Origin of the sequence: Enterococcus sp. PF1-24 (assembly GCF_029893325.1) — a bacterium.
Classification (GTDB): domain Bacteria; phylum Bacillota; class Bacilli; order Lactobacillales; family Enterococcaceae; genus HY326.
The window spans coordinates 70,264-87,926 of sequence record NZ_JARXWL010000010.1; the positions used below are offsets into that span (position 1 = coordinate 70,264).

The 17,663-nt window shown below is 36.3% G+C and carries 18 protein-coding genes and 1 pseudogene; 16 read left to right on the top strand and 3 right to left on the bottom strand.

The genetic code is table 11. From position 1 onward, the window contains the following. Positions 1–288 precede the first annotated feature (288 nt). Entirely contained in the window at positions 289–1,698 is a 1,410-nt protein-coding gene (gene pepV / locus M2139_RS06345; protein ID WP_280737948.1) for a dipeptidase PepV, read from the top strand. Positions 1,699–1,957: 259 nt separating this feature from the next. On the opposite strand, the gene M2139_RS06350 is transcribed toward pepV, so the two are convergent. Then, positions 1,958–2,293, bottom strand: coding sequence for a PepSY domain-containing protein (locus tag M2139_RS06350; RefSeq protein ID WP_280737947.1), 336 nt, complete (start codon positions 2,291–2,293; stop codon positions 1,958–1,960). 244 nt (positions 2,294–2,537) lie between these two features. Here M2139_RS06350 and pepA point away from each other — a divergent pair, with 244 nt between their 5' ends. The 12 genes and pseudogenes from pepA to ytpR all read left to right on the top strand — a co-directional run bounded on the left by pepA (position 2,538) and on the right by ytpR (position 12,615). Continuing rightward, on the top strand, positions 2,538–3,614 hold the full coding sequence (gene pepA, locus M2139_RS06355) for a glutamyl aminopeptidase (protein WP_280737946.1): 1,077 nt from the start codon (positions 2,538–2,540) through the stop codon (positions 3,612–3,614). A 233-nt stretch (positions 3,615–3,847) separates the two neighbouring features. Then, complete coding sequence (locus M2139_RS06360) at positions 3,848–5,785, top strand: PTS sugar transporter subunit IIA (RefSeq protein ID WP_280737945.1); 1,938 nt, start codon at positions 3,848–3,850, stop codon at positions 5,783–5,785. Further along, positions 5,786–6,247: a PTS sugar transporter subunit IIA gene (locus M2139_RS06365; RefSeq protein WP_280737944.1), complete on the top strand. Its 462-nt coding sequence runs from the start codon at positions 5,786–5,788 to the stop codon at positions 6,245–6,247. Positions 6,248–6,263: 16 nt separating this feature from the next. Continuing rightward, the gene (locus M2139_RS06370; protein ID WP_280737943.1) at positions 6,264–7,619 is read left to right on the top strand and encodes a PTS transporter subunit IIC; all 1,356 of its coding nucleotides are present in this window, start codon (positions 6,264–6,266) and stop codon (positions 7,617–7,619) included. Position 7,620: 1 nt separating this feature from the next. After that, the gene (locus tag M2139_RS06375) at positions 7,621–7,914 is read left to right on the top strand and encodes a PTS sugar transporter subunit IIB (RefSeq protein WP_280737942.1); all 294 of its coding nucleotides are present in this window, start codon (positions 7,621–7,623) and stop codon (positions 7,912–7,914) included. Positions 7,915–7,916: 2 nt separating this feature from the next. Next, positions 7,917–8,744, top strand: coding sequence for a class II fructose-bisphosphate aldolase (locus M2139_RS06380; RefSeq protein WP_280737941.1), 828 nt, complete (start codon positions 7,917–7,919; stop codon positions 8,742–8,744). A gap of 9 nt (positions 8,745–8,753) precedes the next feature. Beyond that, positions 8,754–9,449, top strand: coding sequence for a triose-phosphate isomerase (locus M2139_RS06385; protein ID WP_280737940.1), 696 nt, complete (start codon positions 8,754–8,756; stop codon positions 9,447–9,449). After that, complete coding sequence (locus tag M2139_RS06390; RefSeq protein ID WP_280737939.1) at positions 9,446–9,964, top strand: YjbQ family protein; 519 nt, start codon at positions 9,446–9,448, stop codon at positions 9,962–9,964. Before M2139_RS06385 ends, M2139_RS06390 begins: the two co-directional genes overlap by 4 nt. 82 nt (positions 9,965–10,046) lie before the next feature. Then, positions 10,047–10,811: a Cof-type HAD-IIB family hydrolase gene (locus M2139_RS06395; protein WP_280737938.1), complete on the top strand. Its 765-nt coding sequence runs from the start codon at positions 10,047–10,049 to the stop codon at positions 10,809–10,811. Between the two features lie 253 nt (positions 10,812–11,064). Beyond that, a pseudogene (locus M2139_RS06400) lies at positions 11,065–11,403 on the top strand (thioredoxin family protein); the annotation flags it as partial. Between the two features lie 33 nt (positions 11,404–11,436). Then, positions 11,437–11,877: a universal stress protein gene (locus M2139_RS06405; protein WP_280737937.1), complete on the top strand. Its 441-nt coding sequence runs from the start codon at positions 11,437–11,439 to the stop codon at positions 11,875–11,877. Positions 11,878–12,003: 126 nt separating this feature from the next. After that, positions 12,004–12,615 (top strand): YtpR family tRNA-binding protein, encoded by a 612-nt coding sequence (ytpR, locus tag M2139_RS06410; RefSeq protein ID WP_280737936.1) that lies wholly within the window; start codon positions 12,004–12,006, stop codon positions 12,613–12,615. A gap of 63 nt (positions 12,616–12,678) precedes the next feature. On the opposite strand, the gene M2139_RS06415 is transcribed toward ytpR, so the two are convergent. Then, positions 12,679–14,022, bottom strand: a complete 1,344-nt coding sequence (locus tag M2139_RS06415) for a trypsin-like peptidase domain-containing protein (RefSeq protein WP_280737935.1) — start codon at positions 14,020–14,022, stop codon at positions 12,679–12,681. A 535-nt stretch (positions 14,023–14,557) separates the two neighbouring features. Here M2139_RS06415 and rlmH point away from each other — a divergent pair. Together rlmH and M2139_RS06425 are read left to right on the top strand one after the other, a co-directional pair. After that, the gene (rlmH, locus tag M2139_RS06420) at positions 14,558–15,037 is read left to right on the top strand and encodes a 23S rRNA (pseudouridine(1915)-N(3))-methyltransferase RlmH (protein ID WP_280737934.1); all 480 of its coding nucleotides are present in this window, start codon (positions 14,558–14,560) and stop codon (positions 15,035–15,037) included. Between the two features lie 129 nt (positions 15,038–15,166). Continuing rightward, positions 15,167–15,673 carry a DUF1456 family protein gene (locus tag M2139_RS06425; protein WP_280737933.1) on the top strand — a complete coding sequence of 169 codons (507 nt, stop codon included), beginning with the start codon at positions 15,167–15,169 and terminating at the stop codon, positions 15,671–15,673. 224 nt (positions 15,674–15,897) lie between these two features. Here M2139_RS06425 and M2139_RS06430 read toward each other — a convergent pair whose 3' ends face one another. Next, complete coding sequence (locus M2139_RS06430; protein WP_280737932.1) at positions 15,898–16,119, bottom strand: hypothetical protein; 222 nt, start codon at positions 16,117–16,119, stop codon at positions 15,898–15,900. Between the two features lie 228 nt (positions 16,120–16,347). Here M2139_RS06430 and M2139_RS06435 point away from each other — a divergent pair. Continuing rightward, positions 16,348–17,663: MucBP domain-containing protein (locus M2139_RS06435; RefSeq protein ID WP_280739534.1), on the top strand; the 1,316-nt coding region annotated here is incomplete at its 3' end.

Consider the following 17,663-nt stretch of genomic DNA (forward strand, 5'->3'; position numbering starts at 1 on the left):
GAATCAAATTATAGCGGTGATTTATACCGCGAATTTTATTCTCACTTTGTCGAAAGGAGCTAGCGCCCGCAGCTGGATTACAAAAAGCGAATGAATCTAAATAATACAATCCCTAACCTTGCATCTTTTGATGTGAGGTTTTTTGATAAAAGGAATAAGAATCTTACCATTTTTCAAGAGAATCTTTTTTCTTTTTGGTTAACTAGTGGTATGATAAAAAGCGAGAATAATTAGCAGAAAGAATGACTTTGAAGAAATTCTTTTGGCTAGAGAAGGAGAGAAAGACGAATGACAATTGATTGGACAAAAGAAGTTGAACTTCGCAAAGAGGCTTTATTAGCTGATTTACAAGAATTATTAAGAATTAACAGTGAGCGTGACGATAGTCAAGCCACCACTGATGCACCTTTTGGACCAGGACCGCGGGATGCTTTACTGAAATTTTTAGATTTTGCTAAACGGGACGGTTTTGCTGTAAAAAACGTGGATAACTACGTGGGGCATATGGATTATGGCCAAGGTGATGAAACTTTAGGGATTTTTGGTCATATGGATGTGGTGCCAGCTGGTGATGGTTGGGATACAAATCCTTATGAACCAGTTATCAAAGATGGCAAAATTTATGCTCGTGGCTCAAGCGATGATAAAGGCCCTACAATGGCGGCTTATTATGCAGTCAAAATGATTAAAGAACTAGGTTTACCAGTCAATAAAAAAATCCGCTTAGTCGTAGGAACGGATGAAGAAAGCGGCTGGGCTGATATGGATTACTACTTCCAAAAAGAAGAAAAACCTGATTTTGGTTTTTCACCTGACGCGGAATTTCCAATTATTAATGGTGAAAAAGGCAATGTTTCTATGCGAGCGCATTTCGCTGGCACCAACGGCGGTACTTTCACTTTGAAATCTTTCACCGGTGGCTTAAGAGAAAATATGGTAGTTGGTAAGGCGACAGCCGTCGTTACAGCACCTGCCGAAGCGGTAGCGGCGATACAAACAGCTTTCACTAACTATTTAGCCAATGTACCAGTAACTGGTGAAGTAGCGACAACTGCTACAGAATTAACTTTTAACGTAACTGGTAAAGGCGCCCATGGAGCGCATCCTGAAAGTGGCATTAATGCGGCAACTTTCTTAGCAGCTTTCTTAAAAGACTATGACTTTGCAGGTGCTGGGAAAACTTTCCTAACTATCGCTGGCGATACTTTACATGAAGAGTTCTTTGGTGAAAAATTAGCGGTGGCAATTACTGACGAAAAAATGGGTCGCTTGTCAATGAATGCTGGTTTATTCAGCTTTGTAGACGGGGTTAGCGATAATTATCTTAATATGAATTTCCGTTATCCAAAAGGAACAACAGCTGCAGAAATCAAAGCTGGTTTAGAAAAAACTTTTGCTGGCTTAGGCGTGGAAATTAGCCAAGCCGATCGCAATCAAGAACCTCATTACGTACCGTTAGAAGATCCATTGGTAGCAACTTTGTTGCAAGTTTACGAAGATCACATAGGTGAAAAAGGTTATGAACAAATTATTGGTGGCGGAACTTACGGCCGCTTGTTGAAACGTGGCGTTGCTTATGGCGCAATGTTCCCAGGTTACACCGACACGATGCACCAAGCCAATGAATTTATGAGTTTAGACGATTTATTCAGAGCCACAGCGCTATACGCTGATGCGATTTATAGATTGGTGAAATAAAAAGAAAATCCCTCACAAGTCTGAATTGACCTGCGAGGGATTTGTTTACATGTTGAAGAAGGTTCGTAGCTTTTTTTGATGTCTGGCTGCACAAGCTAGCTTCACTCGATAAAGTGAGAATGAAATCCGCGGTAGAGAACACCGCTATATTTAATTCTGCACTTTACTCGGGTGCAGGACAAGTTTCTCCGCTTTTCAAGGTTTCTAGCTGCGTGGGCTAGCTATCTTCAACAAAATGAGCCCACTCAGCTTTTCTTGCTTAAGAGCGTTTAATATCTAAAACGGTTCCGGTGTAAGCGTCGGCTAAAAATTCATAAGTGATTAATTCGCCATCTTCAATACGCGTGATACCACCAGAGTAACTTTTAGAGCGAATCGCAAATTTTCGTAAAGGTTGTTTTTCAAAAGAAATCCATGAACCTTCGACCGGCCCTTCTGCTAAAAAAGCTTCTTTAATATTTTTTAATACGTTATCAGCCGATAGCGTTTTATGCTTGCGATACCACAAAGCTGATGCTGCACCGCCAACTAAACCAAAGCCAAGGCCAAGAGTTAAGCCGCTTTTAAACCAGCTTACTTGATTGTCTTCATTCACAGGAATCCCACCTAATCTATTAAATGATTTATCTTCAATGTCAAATAAATGCAATATTGATTTGTTTACATTCTAACACAGTTTTTTTCAGAAAAAAACCGCCTCACCTAAAAGCCTGCGAAATAATCAAGCAAAGCGATTGTAAAGTCCGCTCAAAATCGGTAAAATTGTAGAGTGATATAAAAAGCAAACGAAAATAATTTTTACCCAAAAGAATATAATTAGAAATAAGAGGGATAGCTTAATGGAAGAAAAGACTTTTCAACGCATTAAAGAATTAACGGAATTACAAGGAACGAGTGGTTTTGAAGGCGACGTGCAGGCTTATATGGAAAATGCTCTAACGCCCTTAGTTGACGAAGTACAAAAAGATGGTTTAGGTGGGATTTTTGGCTTGCGTCATCACGAAGCGGCTGATGCACCACGAGTGATGGTAGCGGCTCACATGGACGAAGTGGGTTTTATGTTAACGCAAATTCAAGATAATGGTTTATTTAAAGTAACACCTTTGGGAGGCTGGAATCCTTACGTGGTTTCTTCCCAACGTTTCACTTTAAAAACTAAAAAAGGCAACTACCCATGTATCTCATCTTCAGTTTCACCCCATTTATTACGAGGTGTCGGCACGCAGGCGGCTTTACAAGTAACCGATATTTTATTCGATGCTGGTTTTGAATCAAAAGAAGAAGCTGAAAGCTACGGTGTTTTGCCTGGCGATTCAATTGTGCCACTGTCAGAAACAGTTAAAACTGCTAATGGCAAAAATATCATCAGTAAAGCTTGGGATAATCGCTACGGCTGTACGGTGGTGTTGGAAGCTTTAGAAGCTTTGCAAAATGAAAAATTAGGTCATACTTTAATCGCCGGCGCTAATGTTCAAGAAGAAGTTGGTTTACGAGGCTCAAAACCAGCTGTGACTAAATTTCACCCCGATTTATTTTTCGCGGTAGACTGTTCAGCTGCTGACGATTTAGTGACGAAAAAAGGCACTTTTGGTCATTTAGGGGAAGGAACTTTAATGCGGATTTATGATCCAGGTTTAATTACTTTGCCACGTTTGAGAGAATATTTATTGGATATCGCTGCAACCCATAAAATCCCTTATCAATATTTCGTTTCAAAAGGTGGCACCGACGCGGGTGCAGCCCATACTAGCAACGAAGGTATCCCAAGTACCGTTATCGGCGTAGCGGGCCGCTATATTCACACCCACCAAACAATGTTCAGTATCGCTGACTTTGAAGCAGCACGGGAAATGTTGATTCAAACGCTTAGAGGATTAGATCAAACAACAGTTAATACTATTGTTTATGGGAAATAAGAGAAAAAAATGGAGTAAAGCAGTGAGAAAGTGCTTTGCTCTGTTTTTTTATTGACTTTTTCCTAAAAAAATCAGTTGGGATTTATAACTTAATAAGTGAGAGCAGGCAGTTTCTTAGCGTTTAGCTACTATTTTTAACGTCTTCCACATTAATGTGGAAGTGAGAAGTTATTTACTATTAATCTAAATTCAACTAAACTCAAATGTAAGGAAGCGCTTTCGGAGATGAGAATATGAATTTGAAAAATCGCGAAAAAAAACTGTTACAACTTTTGCTTGAGCAAGAAGATTATCGACCAGCTAATTTTTTTACTCAAGAACTGCAGGTCTCAGCAAAAACAATTTATACAGATTTGGCAAATTTGGATGGGATAATTAAAACATTAGAGCTTTTATTGGATAAGGTTCCTCGAAAAGGAATTTACTTGATTGGAGATTATGAAAAGCGACAAAAAGCAAAAATTTTGTTAAATGAAGATATAACTATAGCCTCGTCTTATAGTCCTTCTTTTAGACGCTTAGCTATTTTTTCTCAGATTTTATTTTCAAAGGAAAAGAAAAGTTATGCACAATTAGCAAATGATTTTTTTGTCAGCGTTACTTCAATTCAAAAAGATATCTTAACGCTAATAACATTTTGCCAAAAACAAGGAATATTTTTACAAGAGCTAAGTCAATTCCAAAAATCTCAAAATAATGAAAGTTTATTGCAACGCACCTATTTAATGTATTTTGAGAGATACAGTGAAAAGCAAGCAGTAACAGCGGAACAAGAACAACTACTATTTGGTCAAGAAATTGTTAACGTGGTAGAGACTTTTATTAAAGGACTTTATAGCTATGAAACGGGTTTACCTAACGAGTATTTGCTTACGTCATTAAAGAGGTCTTTGCTAGTTTTAGTTAACCGGGTAAAAAATGCTTTTCATACAGAAGACACACCAGAGCTATTGTTTAAAGAATTAGAAAAAATGCAATTATATATGGTGGCAATTCAATTTTCTGATGTTCTCTATCAAAAATTAGGAATTGAATTTCGAGACAGTGATATTTACTATGTATGTTCTTTGCTGTTAGCACATGGAATTCGACCAGTAATTCAAGATGAAGCTGTTACGATAGAAGTTGTTAAACATATCCATGATTTAATAAAAAATATGTCGAAGCTAATTGATAGTGACTTAAGTCAAGACCAGCATTTATTTGATTCGTTGTTAGCTCATATCGTTCCGATGATTTATCGATTGCAAATAGGGATTCAAATTAGAAATCCGTTAAAAGAAGAAATCATTAGCCAATACTCTACTATGTATACGTTAGCTAGTTATAGTGTGGCAGATTTAGAACGAGTTTATCAGATTCAGCTACCAGAAGATGAACTCACTTTTTTAACAATTCATTTTCAATTAGCTTTTGAAAAAGTTAAGAACGTGAAACATGTCTTGATTGTTTGCCCGTCAGGCTTAGGAACCTCTCAACTTATCTATCAACGAATTAAGCAAACTTTACCTGTGGATATTGTATTAGGGATTAGTAATTTTCAACAAGTTTTTACTAATGATTTAACAGATGTAGATTTGGTAATATCAACAGCTTATATCCAAGAGATTGATATTCCAGTTGTTTATGTTTCGCCATTACCTACAACGGCAGAGATTGCAGAAATAAATCAACAACTAGTAAATTTTCAAATTAATGATAAAAAATTTTTACGTGAATCTACGATTAACTCTTTGAAGCAATTAGTGGATCCTAATTTTATTATCTTAAATTTGAATGTTGATTCACAAAAAGAAGCAATTGAGTACATGGGGCAACTTTATCAAGAAGCAGATTTAGTTTATGAAAACTTTGTAGAAGCAATCATAGAGCGGGAAGCATTAGGTACTACAGGCTTAATTAGCGGAGTGGCTATTCCACATGCGGATCCTGAATCAGTTAAAGAAACAAAACTGGCCATTGTTACATTAGCTAAACCAATTTTATGGGGGAAAAGTCAAGTCTCTCTAATCATTTTTTTAACGATTGCTGAAAAGGATATTCAACAGGCAAAAGCAATTGTGGCATCTATCTATGATTTGTTGAATTCAGCTCAACGAGTACAAGAAATCACGGCGAGCCAAACAAAATTGGAATTGATCCAAAAATTTACTCGAGAGGAGAGACGATAAGTGACCGCTTATTTTAATCAAGGGATCAGCTTTTTTCAACAAGAGAAAGATTCGCAAATGGAAATTTTTACTCAGTTAGCTGAAGCACTCTTACAACAAGATTTAGTGAATGAGCATTTTTTAGAAAATGTGATAAAAAGAGAAGAAATTTTTCCGACTGGCTTAAACATTAATGGTATTGGAGTAGCTATTCCCCACACAGATAGTGAATATGTAAAAACTTCGCAAATTGCTTTTATGTCAGTAAGGAAACCAATTATCTTTTATGAAATGGGAACAACTGATAAAGCGGTTCCAGTACAGTTGATTTTTATGTTGGCGTTGAAAGAAGCACACGAACAATTAGGTATGTTACAAAAGTTAATAGAAATGTTCCAGCAGCCAAAAGTTTTGGCTGAATTATTAGCAGTCAAAGAACAGCAGGATTTTCAAAAAATTATTGCTCGATACGATTTAATTTAAATTAAGGAGGATTATTATGTTAGAAGCATTACAATGGTTTGTTAATTTAGGTTCTATAGTTGTGTTGCCCATCTTCATTTTTATTTTCGGTATAATTTTAGGTACTAAACCAGGTAAGTCATTTACATCAGCATTAACAGTTGGTATTGGATTTGTAGGCCTAAATTTGGTGATTGACTTACTTTCTAATAGCTTAGGACCAGCAGCGCAAGCTATGGTAGAACGATTTGGGTTATCGTTAACTACTATTGATGTTGGTTGGCCAGCAGCAGCGGCAATTTCTTATGGGACTATTTTAGGTAGTTTATCTATTCCGATTGCGATTGCTGTAAATATTGTGTTAATTATTTTTGGATTAACAAAGACTTTAAATGTAGATATTTGGAATATTTGGCATGCCGCTTTTATAGCTTCGTTAGTGTATGCTTTAACAGACAATTTTGCAATGGGTATCTTTGCTACTGTTGTTTATACAATGATGATTCTATTGTTTAGTGACGTAATCGCCCCGTTTGTCAATAAATTTTACGGATTTCCTAATATTACTTTCCCGCATGGAACATCGGCGCCAGGATTTTTCTTTTCTTTGCCAATGAACTGGTTATTTGACCGTATCCCAGGAATCAAAAATTGGAAAGCAGATCCTGAAACAATTCAAAAACGTTTTGGAATTTTTGGGGATTCCACAGTAATGGGCTTTTTAATTGGGTTAGTTATTGGAATTTTAGCTGGTTATGATATTGCTGGTGTTGGTCAATTGGCAGTTAAAACAGGTGCAGTTATGGTAATAATGCCAAGAATGGTTTCTTTATTAATGGAAGGGTTAACGCCTATTTCTGAATCAGCAAATAAATTTGTTCAAAAACGTTTCCCAGGGAGGGAATTATATATCGGAATGGATTCTGCTTTGTCAGTAGGGCATCCTGCGGTACTTTCTTCATCACTACTTTTAGTACCAATTACAATTTTCTTGGCGGTAGTATTGCCTGGAAATACGACTTTACCATTTGGTGATTTAGCAACGATACCTTTTGTTGTATGTTTGATGGCAGCTGTATTCGGTGGAAATATTATTCGAACAGTTTTAGCAGGAACTATATATATGGGTTCAGTTTTATATATTACTTCTTGGGTGGCTCCGTTATTAACAAAAGCTGCACAAGCTGCCGATTTTAATATGGAAGGTCGTGCTTCAATTACTGCTTTAGCTGAAGGTGGTTTATGGACTACTTGGGTATATATTGGATTGACAAAATTATTGAGCTGGGGTGGACTAATTGCGATTGGAGTAATCGTATTAGCGTTAATGATTTATGTAAATCGCATGACAAAAAATAAAGCAACTACAGTAAATATAAAGGATGGCGAATAACATGAAAAAACTATTAATTATGTGTGGCACAGGTGTTGCAACTTCAACAGTTGTTACTGGAAAAATGAAAGAATGGCTAAAGGAAAAAGGCTATGATGGACAAGTGAAATTATACCAATCAAAAGTAGCAGCTGAAATGAATAAAATTGATGATTACGATATTGTTGTTAGCACTACGGTAGTGCCAGATAATATTAAAGACAAAGTAATCATGGGTTTGCCTTTACTGACCGGAATGGGTACAGAGGCTTTATTTGATGAAATTGAAGCAAAAATTAAAGAGGAGTCGAACTAAATATGTTAGTGACCACTAAAGAAATGTTTGAAAAAGCTCAAAAAGGAAACTATGCAATTCCTGCAGCTAACTTTTTTGATTTTAATAGCGCAAGAACTTATGTTGAAACGGCTGAAAAATTAAATAAACCATTGATTTTAGCATTTGCTCAAGCACACATGGAAGAAATTTCATTGGAAGAAGCTGCGTTAGTAGGAAAATATTTAGCAGAAAAAGCAACTGTTCCAGTGGCTCTGCACCTAGATCATGGACAAGACGAAAATATTATTAAACAAGCGATTGATTTAGGTTTTTCTTCAGTTATGATTGATGCTTCTCAAGATCCTATTGTGAAAAATATTAAACGATCAAAAGATATTGCTGAATATGCACATCAGCATGGTGTAGTAGTCGAAGCTGAAATTGGCCATGTGGGAACAGGGAACAGCTATGAATTTAAAGAAACGACAGATACTATTTATACGGAAGTAGAGGAAACCGCTCGTTTTGCCGTTGAAACTGGAGTAGATTCTTTAGCTGTTTCGATTGGAACCGCTCATGGTGAATATAAGGGCATACCTAAAATTAGTTTTGAACGCTTGAAAGAAATTTCGAATGTTGTAGCGATTCCGTTAGTTTTACATGGTGGATCATCTTCAGGAGATGAAAACTTAAGTAAATGTGCACAAGGTGGGATTAGTAAAATTAATATTTTCACTGATTTCATTGTGGCGGGAATGAAATCAATTGAAAAACATGCACCAACAGATTTATTCTCGTTACGCAAATACGTAAATGAAGCGATGGCAGAGACTTTGACGCATTACTACGAAGTTTTTGGCACGAAATGAGGACAAAAAATGACAAGAAAACCTAGAGCACCGTTTTTTGTAGTGAACCCTAAAGCCTATCTTTATGGCAAGCAATCACTAGACTTAGCTTTGTATGCTGATAAATTAGCAGCAGAATATGATATAGATATTATTTTTACAGTGCAACATGCTGATGCGTATCGTGTCAGTCAAGCAACAAATAATCTCTTCGTTTGTGCACAACATATGGATGGAATTGTATCAGGTCGAGGGATGGGGCATATTTTACCAGAATCTTTGGTCGAAGCAGGAATTGCTGCAACTTTCTTAAATCATGCAGAGCATCCACAGACGTTAGAGGAATTGGTAAAGGCAATTAAGCGAGCTAGAGAAGTTGGGATTTTAACTATTGCTTGTGCCAACTCTATTGCTGAAGCACAGTCAATTGCATTATTAGGTCCAGATATTATGGTTTGTGAACCAACTGAATTAATTGGAACTGGTAAAGTAAGTGATGTTTCTTATATGAAGTCAACTAATCAGGCAGTAAAAGACATAAATTCAGATGTGATGGTTTTACAAGCTGCTGGTATTTCAACAGTAGCAGATGTTTTACAGGCTTTAAATTCAGGTGCAGAAGCTACAGGTGGCACTAGTGGAATTGTAGCAGCTGATAATCCGAAAAAAATATTAACAGAGATGATTCAAGCAGTAGCTCAATGGAAAAAGGAGAATAAATCATGAAATTTTGTCATGAAACGTTGATTTTACAATCAAATGGGACTAGGGTGACCTACCATAATATAATTAAAGATGTAAAAAAATTAGTAGCTGAAAGTGGCATTCAAAATGGTACGATTGTTGTACAATCTCCACATACAACTTGTTCAGTCATCTTTGAAGAATTTATGCATGATCTTGATTTTAATGGGGATGAATTTTTGCAAGTAGATTTAAATCGAATTTTAGATAAAATTATTCCTAGAGAATTAACTGAAAATACAGATTATCGTTATCCAGGACCTAAACATCTAGAGTTTTTACTCTCTTTAGCTGATAATCCTGATTACACAGGGGGGCCGGAAACTATCTTAAATGGCGATGCTCATATTAGAGCTTCCTTCTTAGGTGCGAGCGAAACTTTTATTATTCGAGATGGTGAGCTATTAACTGGTGAAGTGGGATCGATTTACTTTATTGATTTTGATCAAAATCGTGTTCGAAACCGTAAATGTCACTTGTTTATTTCAGGTGAATAAATGGGAAGTCTACAACCGATTAATGGTTGTAGACTTCTTTTTAAACAAAATAATATGATATTTTTTTTGAGAGGAGAATAATATGGAGCCAAAAGCAATTGTCTTTTTTGATCTAGATGGCACATTACTAAATCAACAGGCACAAATTGAACCAGAAATAATAGTTGCTATTGAAAAATTGAAGGAACAAAATATACTACCTGTTATTGCTACTGGTCGTACTCAATTTGATGTAGAAGAGAGCCTTCAACATTCGGGAATCAACACATTAATTACATTAAATGGACAATATGTTGAACATGAAGGGCAAGAAATCTATAGCGATACAATTTCTAAAAAGGTTATTCATCGATTGTTAAGTTTTTCTGAACAGCGTGGGAATCCGCTAGCATACTATTCTTATAATGAAATTACTATTTCTAAGATTACACCTTTGGTTGAAAAAGCTTATAAATTACTGCATTCCCCGCTACCAACGCTTCAAACGATTCCGAAAGAAACCGCGAATATGCTTTTAATAATTAGTGAAGATGGTGATGAGCTTTTTCGAGAAAAGTTTCCAGAGTTACAATTTATTCGAAATTGGCCTTTTGCAATAGATGTCATTAATCGGGGAAGCTCAAAAGCTAAAGGAATTCAAAAATTTCTTTGCAAGTTGAACTTGGAAGATATTCCTACTTATGCTTTTGGAGATGGACCAAATGATCATGAAATGTTTAACTGTGTAACTTATAAAATTGCTATGGGAAATGCGATTGATTCACTGAAACAACAGGCTGATTATGTGACTGGTAGTAATATTGAAGGTGGGATTGTTCAAGGTTTGAAATATTTTAATTTGCTTTAAAAAAACAACTTTCTATTAAAAATTGGTAAATACTATTATTTTTGGTGTTATTTTAATAGATGAAATCAATCTTAATATTGAGAATTATAGGCTTTATTGGTTGTCATAAAAATACCTCGGCTAAATAAGCTTTAATAAATATAAATCATTTTTAACAATGAAAATGATTGTTTTACAAACTTATTTTAGTGCAAAAGGGTTTGTGCTTTTTTTATTTCCCCATTTCAGTGTATAATTAACTTATAGAAATAGTAGCGAGAAAGTTGGCGAAAAAATGATTATTCCTAAAAGTTTAGAAGAATTTGCAAGCTATGTAGAGAAAGGCAACCACATTTTCTTTTTCACAGCCGATTGGTGTGGCGATTGTCGCTTTATCAAACCCGTTTTACCTGAATTAGAAGCAGAATTTCCCCAGTGGCAATTTGTGGAAATTGATCGTGATGAATTTATTGATGTGGCGTCCCGTTGGAATATTTTCGGGATTCCTAGTTTGGTAGCGGTCAAAGATGGCGCAGAAGTCGGTCGTTTAGTCAATAAAAATCGTAAAACCAAAGCAGAGTTAGCGGATTTTTTAACAAGCTTAACAGTTTAGATAAGTAACTATTTATGAAAGGTGGAGGTTCTGATGGAACAAACGTATCAACGAATTTTAGTCGGCATTGATGGTAGTCCGCAGTCAGATAAAGCATTTCGTAATGCAGTCGAAGTTGCCCGCCGGAATAAAGGAATTGTCTATGTGGCGGTGGTGATTGATCAGCAACTTTACAATTTTATGGGTTATTCTCCTTTGAATCAGCAAATTATTGTTCAAGAAACTCAGACCGCTAAAGAGCTGATTCACAAGTGTAAAAAACACGCGCAAGCGGTTAACTATCAGTATGTTGAAGGAATTATCGCGCACGGTTCGGCTAAAGAAGCTTTGGCTCACCAACTGCCTAAAAAATATCAGATTGATTTAATCATGGTAGGGCAATCTGGTTTAAATGCGGTGGAGCGAGTGATGTTAGGCAGCGTTTCTAGCTATATCATTAGAGAAGCACCTTGTGATGTCTTAGTTGTGCGTTAAAAAATACATGACTTCTCTTGCGTTTTTTGGTAAGATAAGTGCGTTGTGTAATTTCAATTAAAAATTACGGACTGATTTTCTTGAGAAAACAACAGAAATCAGCCCGTTTTCTATGGAGGAAAAATTGTGATTTTTGCATATAATAAGGAAAATGTTGGGGATACTTTACTGGTAGTAGTGGCAGATGACCACGGCGCAGAAAATCAAGTGCTGCGGAAAAAAGATGTTGCTCAAGTAACGACTTTAGAGGGTGAAATTGTTGCATGGAATTTTTTCAATATTTCTCAAACTTTAAAAATCACCGGCAATGGTCAAGTAACACTAAGTGCAGCCGATGTTGAGCAATTAAATGAATTGCTAGCGGCCGCTGGTTTTTCAGAAACTTTAACTTTTGATAATGAAGCGAAAATTGTCGTTGGTTTCGTTAAAAGTTGTAAAAAGCATCCTGATTCCGACCATTTATCTATCACCCAAACAGAAGTCGCTGAAGGCATGACTTTACAAATTGTTTGTGGGGCACCAAATATTAAAGCCGGGCAAAAAGTAGTGGTTGCGAAACCAGGTGCGATGATGCCTGATGGTTTATTGATTTGGCCAGGTGTTTTACGGGGAGTAGAAAGCCATGGCATGATTTGTTCAGCTAGAGAATTACATTTAGCCGATGCACCAGCTAAAAAAGGTATTTTGGAATTGTCTTTTGATGCAGTAGTAGGGGAAGCTTTTCCTGTAGGAGAATAATAATTTCATAAAGAAAAAGCGCTGCTAGGCAAGTTATTCCTGCCTAACAGCGCTTTTTGAATTTTATTCGTTATTGCGGCTACGTCTAGAGTTGCTGCTTTCTTCTTCTTGTGCTTGTTCCTGTTCAGTTTCTTGAATTTGGCTTAAAGCTGAAGCTTCCATTGTTAAGTTAACTGTGGTGCTTTCTTTTTTACCGTCGCGATAGTAAGTAATTTCTAGTTTATCACCCACTTGTTTTTCATACAAAGCACTTTTAACTTCGCTTGAAGTCGCTACTTCTTTGCCGTCAACTTCGGTAATCACATCGAATTTTTGTAAACCAGCTTCGTCAGCCGGAGTACCTTTGCTAACTGAGTTTAAAGCTACGCCAGCGGTCACTTCTTCCGGTAAAGTATCAAAGTAACGTTCCAACTGTTGCGTGCTTAAGTTAGCTAAATCAACCATCGTAACGCCAAGCGCGGGGCGGACAACTTCGCCTTTTTCAACTAATTGATTAATGATGCTAATCACTTGATTACTTGGAATGGCAAAGCCCATACCTTCTACGCTAGCGGTACCTGTACCAGTATAGGTAGAAATAATCTTACTAGAGTTAATGCCGATGATTTGGCCATTGATATTAATTAATGGACCACCAGAGTTCCCTGGATTGATGGCGGCATCGGTTTGAATCGCATAGCTGGTTGCGGTGCTATTATCTTCTAATTGTAAAGTTACTTCACGATTTAAAGAAGAAATAATCCCTGAAGTCACTGAGTTTGCATAAGCCGTTCCTAATGGGGAGCCAATTGCGATAGCCGGTTCACCAACGGTTAAAGCATCAGAATCGCCAAATTCAGCGTGAGTGCTAATCCCTTCAGAACTAATTTCAACGACTGCTAAATCCGTATATTCATCGGTACCCACTAAAGTTGCTGGAACACTAGTGCCGTCTTTTAATAAAACTTTCAACTCTTTGTGGTCAGCAATCACGTGATTATTAGTCACGATGTAAGCTTTATCCCCTTCAATCGCATAAATTACGCCGCTACCTTCACCAGCTTCAACTAAAGTATCGTCGTCAGTTTCTTCTTCTTCGCCAAATAAATCACCGCCAAAGATTTCAGAATAAGTATCGCTACTACTATTTGATTGATAATTAATGATAGAAACCACGGCATCTTGAACTTTATTCACAGCTTCGGTGATGTCAGATTGCGTGTTGACCTTGACATTGCTGACTTGAGTAGTGCCTTCTGTCGTAGGCGCGTTGTTGTTTGTAGCAGGCGTAACGGTATCATTATTATTGTTAATCAGTGTTGAACCGCCGAAAACTAACAGCCCACCTAAAATCCCGCCGGCTAAACCAACGCCGAATCTTGAGAGTAAAGAACCAGATTTTTTTTGATTGTTGTTAACTTCTTTCATGATGAAAGACCTCCTTGAATTAGAGTCATTGTTATTATTTACCAAAAATTGTCCTATTCAAAAAATGACAATTGATAATTTTTTAAATTAACTGCTATAAGTTGAGTATACACTGGGTATCTACTCTTAGTCTACTGAAGTGATTTGATTTTTTTATGAAGAAGTTAAGTAAAAAATGTAGAAATTTCCAGCAAAAAGTAAAAATTTCTTTAAGAAAAAAGAAATCCACAAAGGCATGGCATTTATCCACAAAAAATGTGGATAAAACAGTGGAGAAAGTCCTGAATAAAAACTAAAAGTTATCCACAGGTTTGTGAATAAGTGGATAACTTTTGGGAATAACTATCAAATAAGCAAAAATAAACTAGAGTTACTCACAGTTACTGGCAGGCTTATCCACAGAATCTGTGTATAACTTGGGGATAAATAAGAATTGTTGATTATTTAGCAGGTTTTTAAGGAAAATCATGCTAAAATAAGAAGAAGCTAAAAAAAGAAGTATTAGCAAAATCCCTAGTTTAGAAAAGGAAAAAGTATGCAAATTAAAATTATTACTGTCGGCAAATTAAAAGAAAAATATTTAGTTCAAGGCATCGCCGAATACTTAAAGCGTCTAAGTAAATACGCTAAGATGACAATGATTGAAGTTGCTGACGAAAAAGCCCCAGAAGCGCTAAGCCCAGCTGAGATGCAACAAGTTAAAAACAAAGAAGGCCAACGAATTTTAGCCAAAATTAAAGACCAAGAACACGTCATTGCCTTAGCGATTAACGGCAAAAATCCTTCTAGCGAAGCTTTCGCAGAAGAAATTAACCAACTAGGTATCCGTGGTAAAAGCCAGATTACGTTTATTATCGGTGGCTCTTTGGGTTTAAGCGATGAAGTGTTGCAACGGAGTAATCAACAGATTTCTTTTGGCAAAATGACTTATCCCCATCAGCTGATGCGGCTGATTTTGGTGGAACAGATTTATCGAGCCTTTCGGATTAATCTGGGGGAGCCTTATCATAAGTAGGGATGTTTTTGAAAAGGAAAAGATGCTTTTCCTGCAAAAGAGTATGAAGATTTTATTGCTATAGGGGGTATTCCCTATCGAGAAAAGTAATAGAGTAGAGAGATTTTATATAAAAAACGGAGGTATTAGATGAATAATAATGATCGCTTACTACGCTTACGCTATGCTATTGATATCAAGGATACAGATCTGGTTAAGGCCTTTGAATTAGGTGGCTACGGGGTTACTAAAGATGATGTGCGAGAAATGTTAACTAAGGCTCAGGAGACAAAGCTAGAGGAAGATAATATTTATTTACAACCAATCAATAATCAAGTGTTAGATGTCTTTTTGAATGGTTTTATTATTTTAAAGCGGGGACCTAAAAAAGACGAACCAGCTGGATCGAAACCAGCTAAAAGCATTGAAGTTAAGCATATCAATAATGTGTTACTGAAAAAAATAAAAATTGCTTTATCCCTAACTAGTGAAGATATGCTGGATATTTTTGCTGAGGCAGGTCTTTATCCTTCAAAAGGCGAGCTAGGCGCTATTTTAAGAAAAGAAGGTCATCGTAATTTCAAACCTTGTGGCGATAAATATATGCGTAACTTTTTAAAAGGGCTAGGTTTATGTTATCGACGGGAAGCGTATTAAGTTGGTAGGTAAGGTAACTAAGCGAGCGATACTAAATAATGCTTGTAAATTATCTTGGTATCCCAAATAAATAGCAGAAAAAATCCTAAAAAGCTGGAAGTTAATTCCTCACTTTTTAGGATTTTTTTAATTATTTGATAAACGGTGTAATAATCTTAGCGCAAGTAGCTGGCTGATCAATCCAAGGCATATGGCCCGCTTCTTTAATTAATTGGAAAGCACAATTAGGAATTGCTGCTGCGATTTCGCGTTCTTTTTCCACCGTAGCAAAAGTGGCGTTTTCGCCCCCAAATCATTTGAATTGGGAAAGGCAACGTGGCTAACTCAGCAGCTTTGCTTTCATTTTCTTCACTGGCGTTAAAAGTCCGCAATAAAGTTAGCGTTGAGTCTTGATAGTTAGGGAGATTTTGAAAATTGTAATAATATTCACGAAATTCATTAGACATTTCAGCTAGTTTTTGTTCGTTGGTGCCATCATTTTTAAACCGGTTGAGGCATTCCCGCTTTCTTTAATATACTCTTATCCTAAAGGACAATGGGATAAAAACGGAGATACAGGATTTTAAATTCTGTTTCATTTTATGGAAAAGCTATCAGACCATGTTGACATTATTAAAATAAATGAATATACTTTACTTGGTATACAAAAAAAGCATTACCTAGGGGGAACCATTATGTTAAAAAAAATAAGGACTACTTTACTTTCCATAGCGCTACTCAGTACATTTTCTTTAGCAACTGTTACTGCAGAAGCCGAAGATGCTGTTGAAACAGGCTTACCTACAGCAAGAGCTACAGAACCTATTGACAACTGGATGCCAGATAAAAATTTACAACAACTAGTCGCTGACAAATTAGCAATTCCTGTTACAGAAGTAACACCTGAAAAACTAGCTGCGGCAGATTCTGATTGCTTCACCTGGGTTATTCTTGAAAATGAAAATCCACTTGCTAACGTGACAAACTTTACTGGTTTAGAGCATGCAACTAAAATAAATATCAACTGTTTCGAAGGTGCTTTTTTAGACTTGAACTTAAAAAATTATCCATCTGTTCAGTCAAAAACAACTGTAACTTTCGCTGGAAGATTAAATCGTACTTTTCCAGACGGAATTGATTTCAATCAGTTTAATAATTATCAAGAGATTTTCTTCAGATCATTCTCTTATAATGAAACCTATACAACTGAACCATTTATGTCTTATGATACGACTGCTTATTTAAACGAGTCTACTTATAGTGACTTTCGTTTAAGCCATGAAGATTTCGGGTTACATAATTTCTCCAATGATTGGGTTAGACTTTATGGTGCTAGCGATCAAATTACTTCATGGTATCTACCAGTAAGTACTCAGCAGATGCATTATATTATCTCCGTAGATTCTGACAGTGGTTTCCGTTTCGCTGACGAGGACTTTTCAATACTTTATGATCAGTATGTTTCTTATCTTATGGGTAACACCTTTCAATGTACACCAGACTCGACGGGAATTTATGGATTAGTCCCTTCTTTTCCAGTAGAATTTGTATACAATGCTAACGGAAATATAAATGGGCAAATTATACTAGGTTATACATTGGATTACACTAATGTAACAGCTGGCAAACCAGTTACTGTTGAGCATTGGGAATATGATTTAGCAGGAAATCCTATCAAAAAAATTGGCGAAAACACATATTTAAACGGTAATGTTGGTGAACGTTATCAAGCAGAAGCAATTAATGTGCCAGGCTACATCTTCAATAGTGCTATCGTTGATGAGGGGCTAAGTCCATTTAGCGGGCTTTTTACAAACCAAAATCAATTAGTAAAATTAGGTTATTATAAAGTTTCTACTGGTACTACCCAAGGATTAGTCCTTGCTCAGTACCAAGATACGAATGGCAAACCAATCTCTGCAGATGTTTTAACTAAGGGAACTGTTGGCGAAAGTTATTCAACAGAACAAAAAACAATTTCTGGTTATACTTTTAAAGAAGTGATTGGAAA

Excerpts from the sequence above, each read along its gene's own strand:
- pepV (WP_280737948.1), top strand. The coding sequence starts at position 289 with ATGACAATTGATTGGACAAAAGAAGTTGAACTTCGCAAAGAGGCTTTA.
- pepA (WP_280737946.1), top strand. The coding sequence starts at position 2,538 with ATGGAAGAAAAGACTTTTCAACGCATTAAAGAATTAACGGAATTACAA.
- M2139_RS06360 (WP_280737945.1), top strand. The coding sequence starts at position 3,848 with ATGAATTTGAAAAATCGCGAAAAAAAACTGTTACAACTTTTGCTTGAG.
- M2139_RS06370 (WP_280737943.1), top strand. The coding sequence starts at position 6,264 with ATGTTAGAAGCATTACAATGGTTTGTTAATTTAGGTTCTATAGTTGTG.
- M2139_RS06375 (WP_280737942.1), top strand. The coding sequence starts at position 7,621 with ATGAAAAAACTATTAATTATGTGTGGCACAGGTGTTGCAACTTCAACA.
- M2139_RS06380 (WP_280737941.1), top strand. The coding sequence starts at position 7,917 with ATGTTAGTGACCACTAAAGAAATGTTTGAAAAAGCTCAAAAAGGAAAC.
- M2139_RS06385 (WP_280737940.1), top strand. The coding sequence starts at position 8,754 with ATGACAAGAAAACCTAGAGCACCGTTTTTTGTAGTGAACCCTAAAGCC.
- M2139_RS06390 (WP_280737939.1), top strand. The coding sequence starts at position 9,446 with ATGAAATTTTGTCATGAAACGTTGATTTTACAATCAAATGGGACTAGG.
- M2139_RS06395 (WP_280737938.1), top strand. The coding sequence starts at position 10,047 with ATGGAGCCAAAAGCAATTGTCTTTTTTGATCTAGATGGCACATTACTA.
- M2139_RS06405 (WP_280737937.1), top strand. The coding sequence starts at position 11,437 with ATGGAACAAACGTATCAACGAATTTTAGTCGGCATTGATGGTAGTCCG.
- M2139_RS06415 (WP_280737935.1), bottom strand. The coding sequence starts at position 14,022 with ATGAAAGAAGTTAACAACAATCAAAAAAAATCTGGTTCTTTACTCTCA.
- rlmH (WP_280737934.1), top strand. The coding sequence starts at position 14,558 with ATGCAAATTAAAATTATTACTGTCGGCAAATTAAAAGAAAAATATTTA.
- M2139_RS06425 (WP_280737933.1), top strand. The coding sequence starts at position 15,167 with ATGAATAATAATGATCGCTTACTACGCTTACGCTATGCTATTGATATC.
- M2139_RS06430 (WP_280737932.1), bottom strand. The coding sequence starts at position 16,119 with ATGTCTAATGAATTTCGTGAATATTATTACAATTTTCAAAATCTCCCT.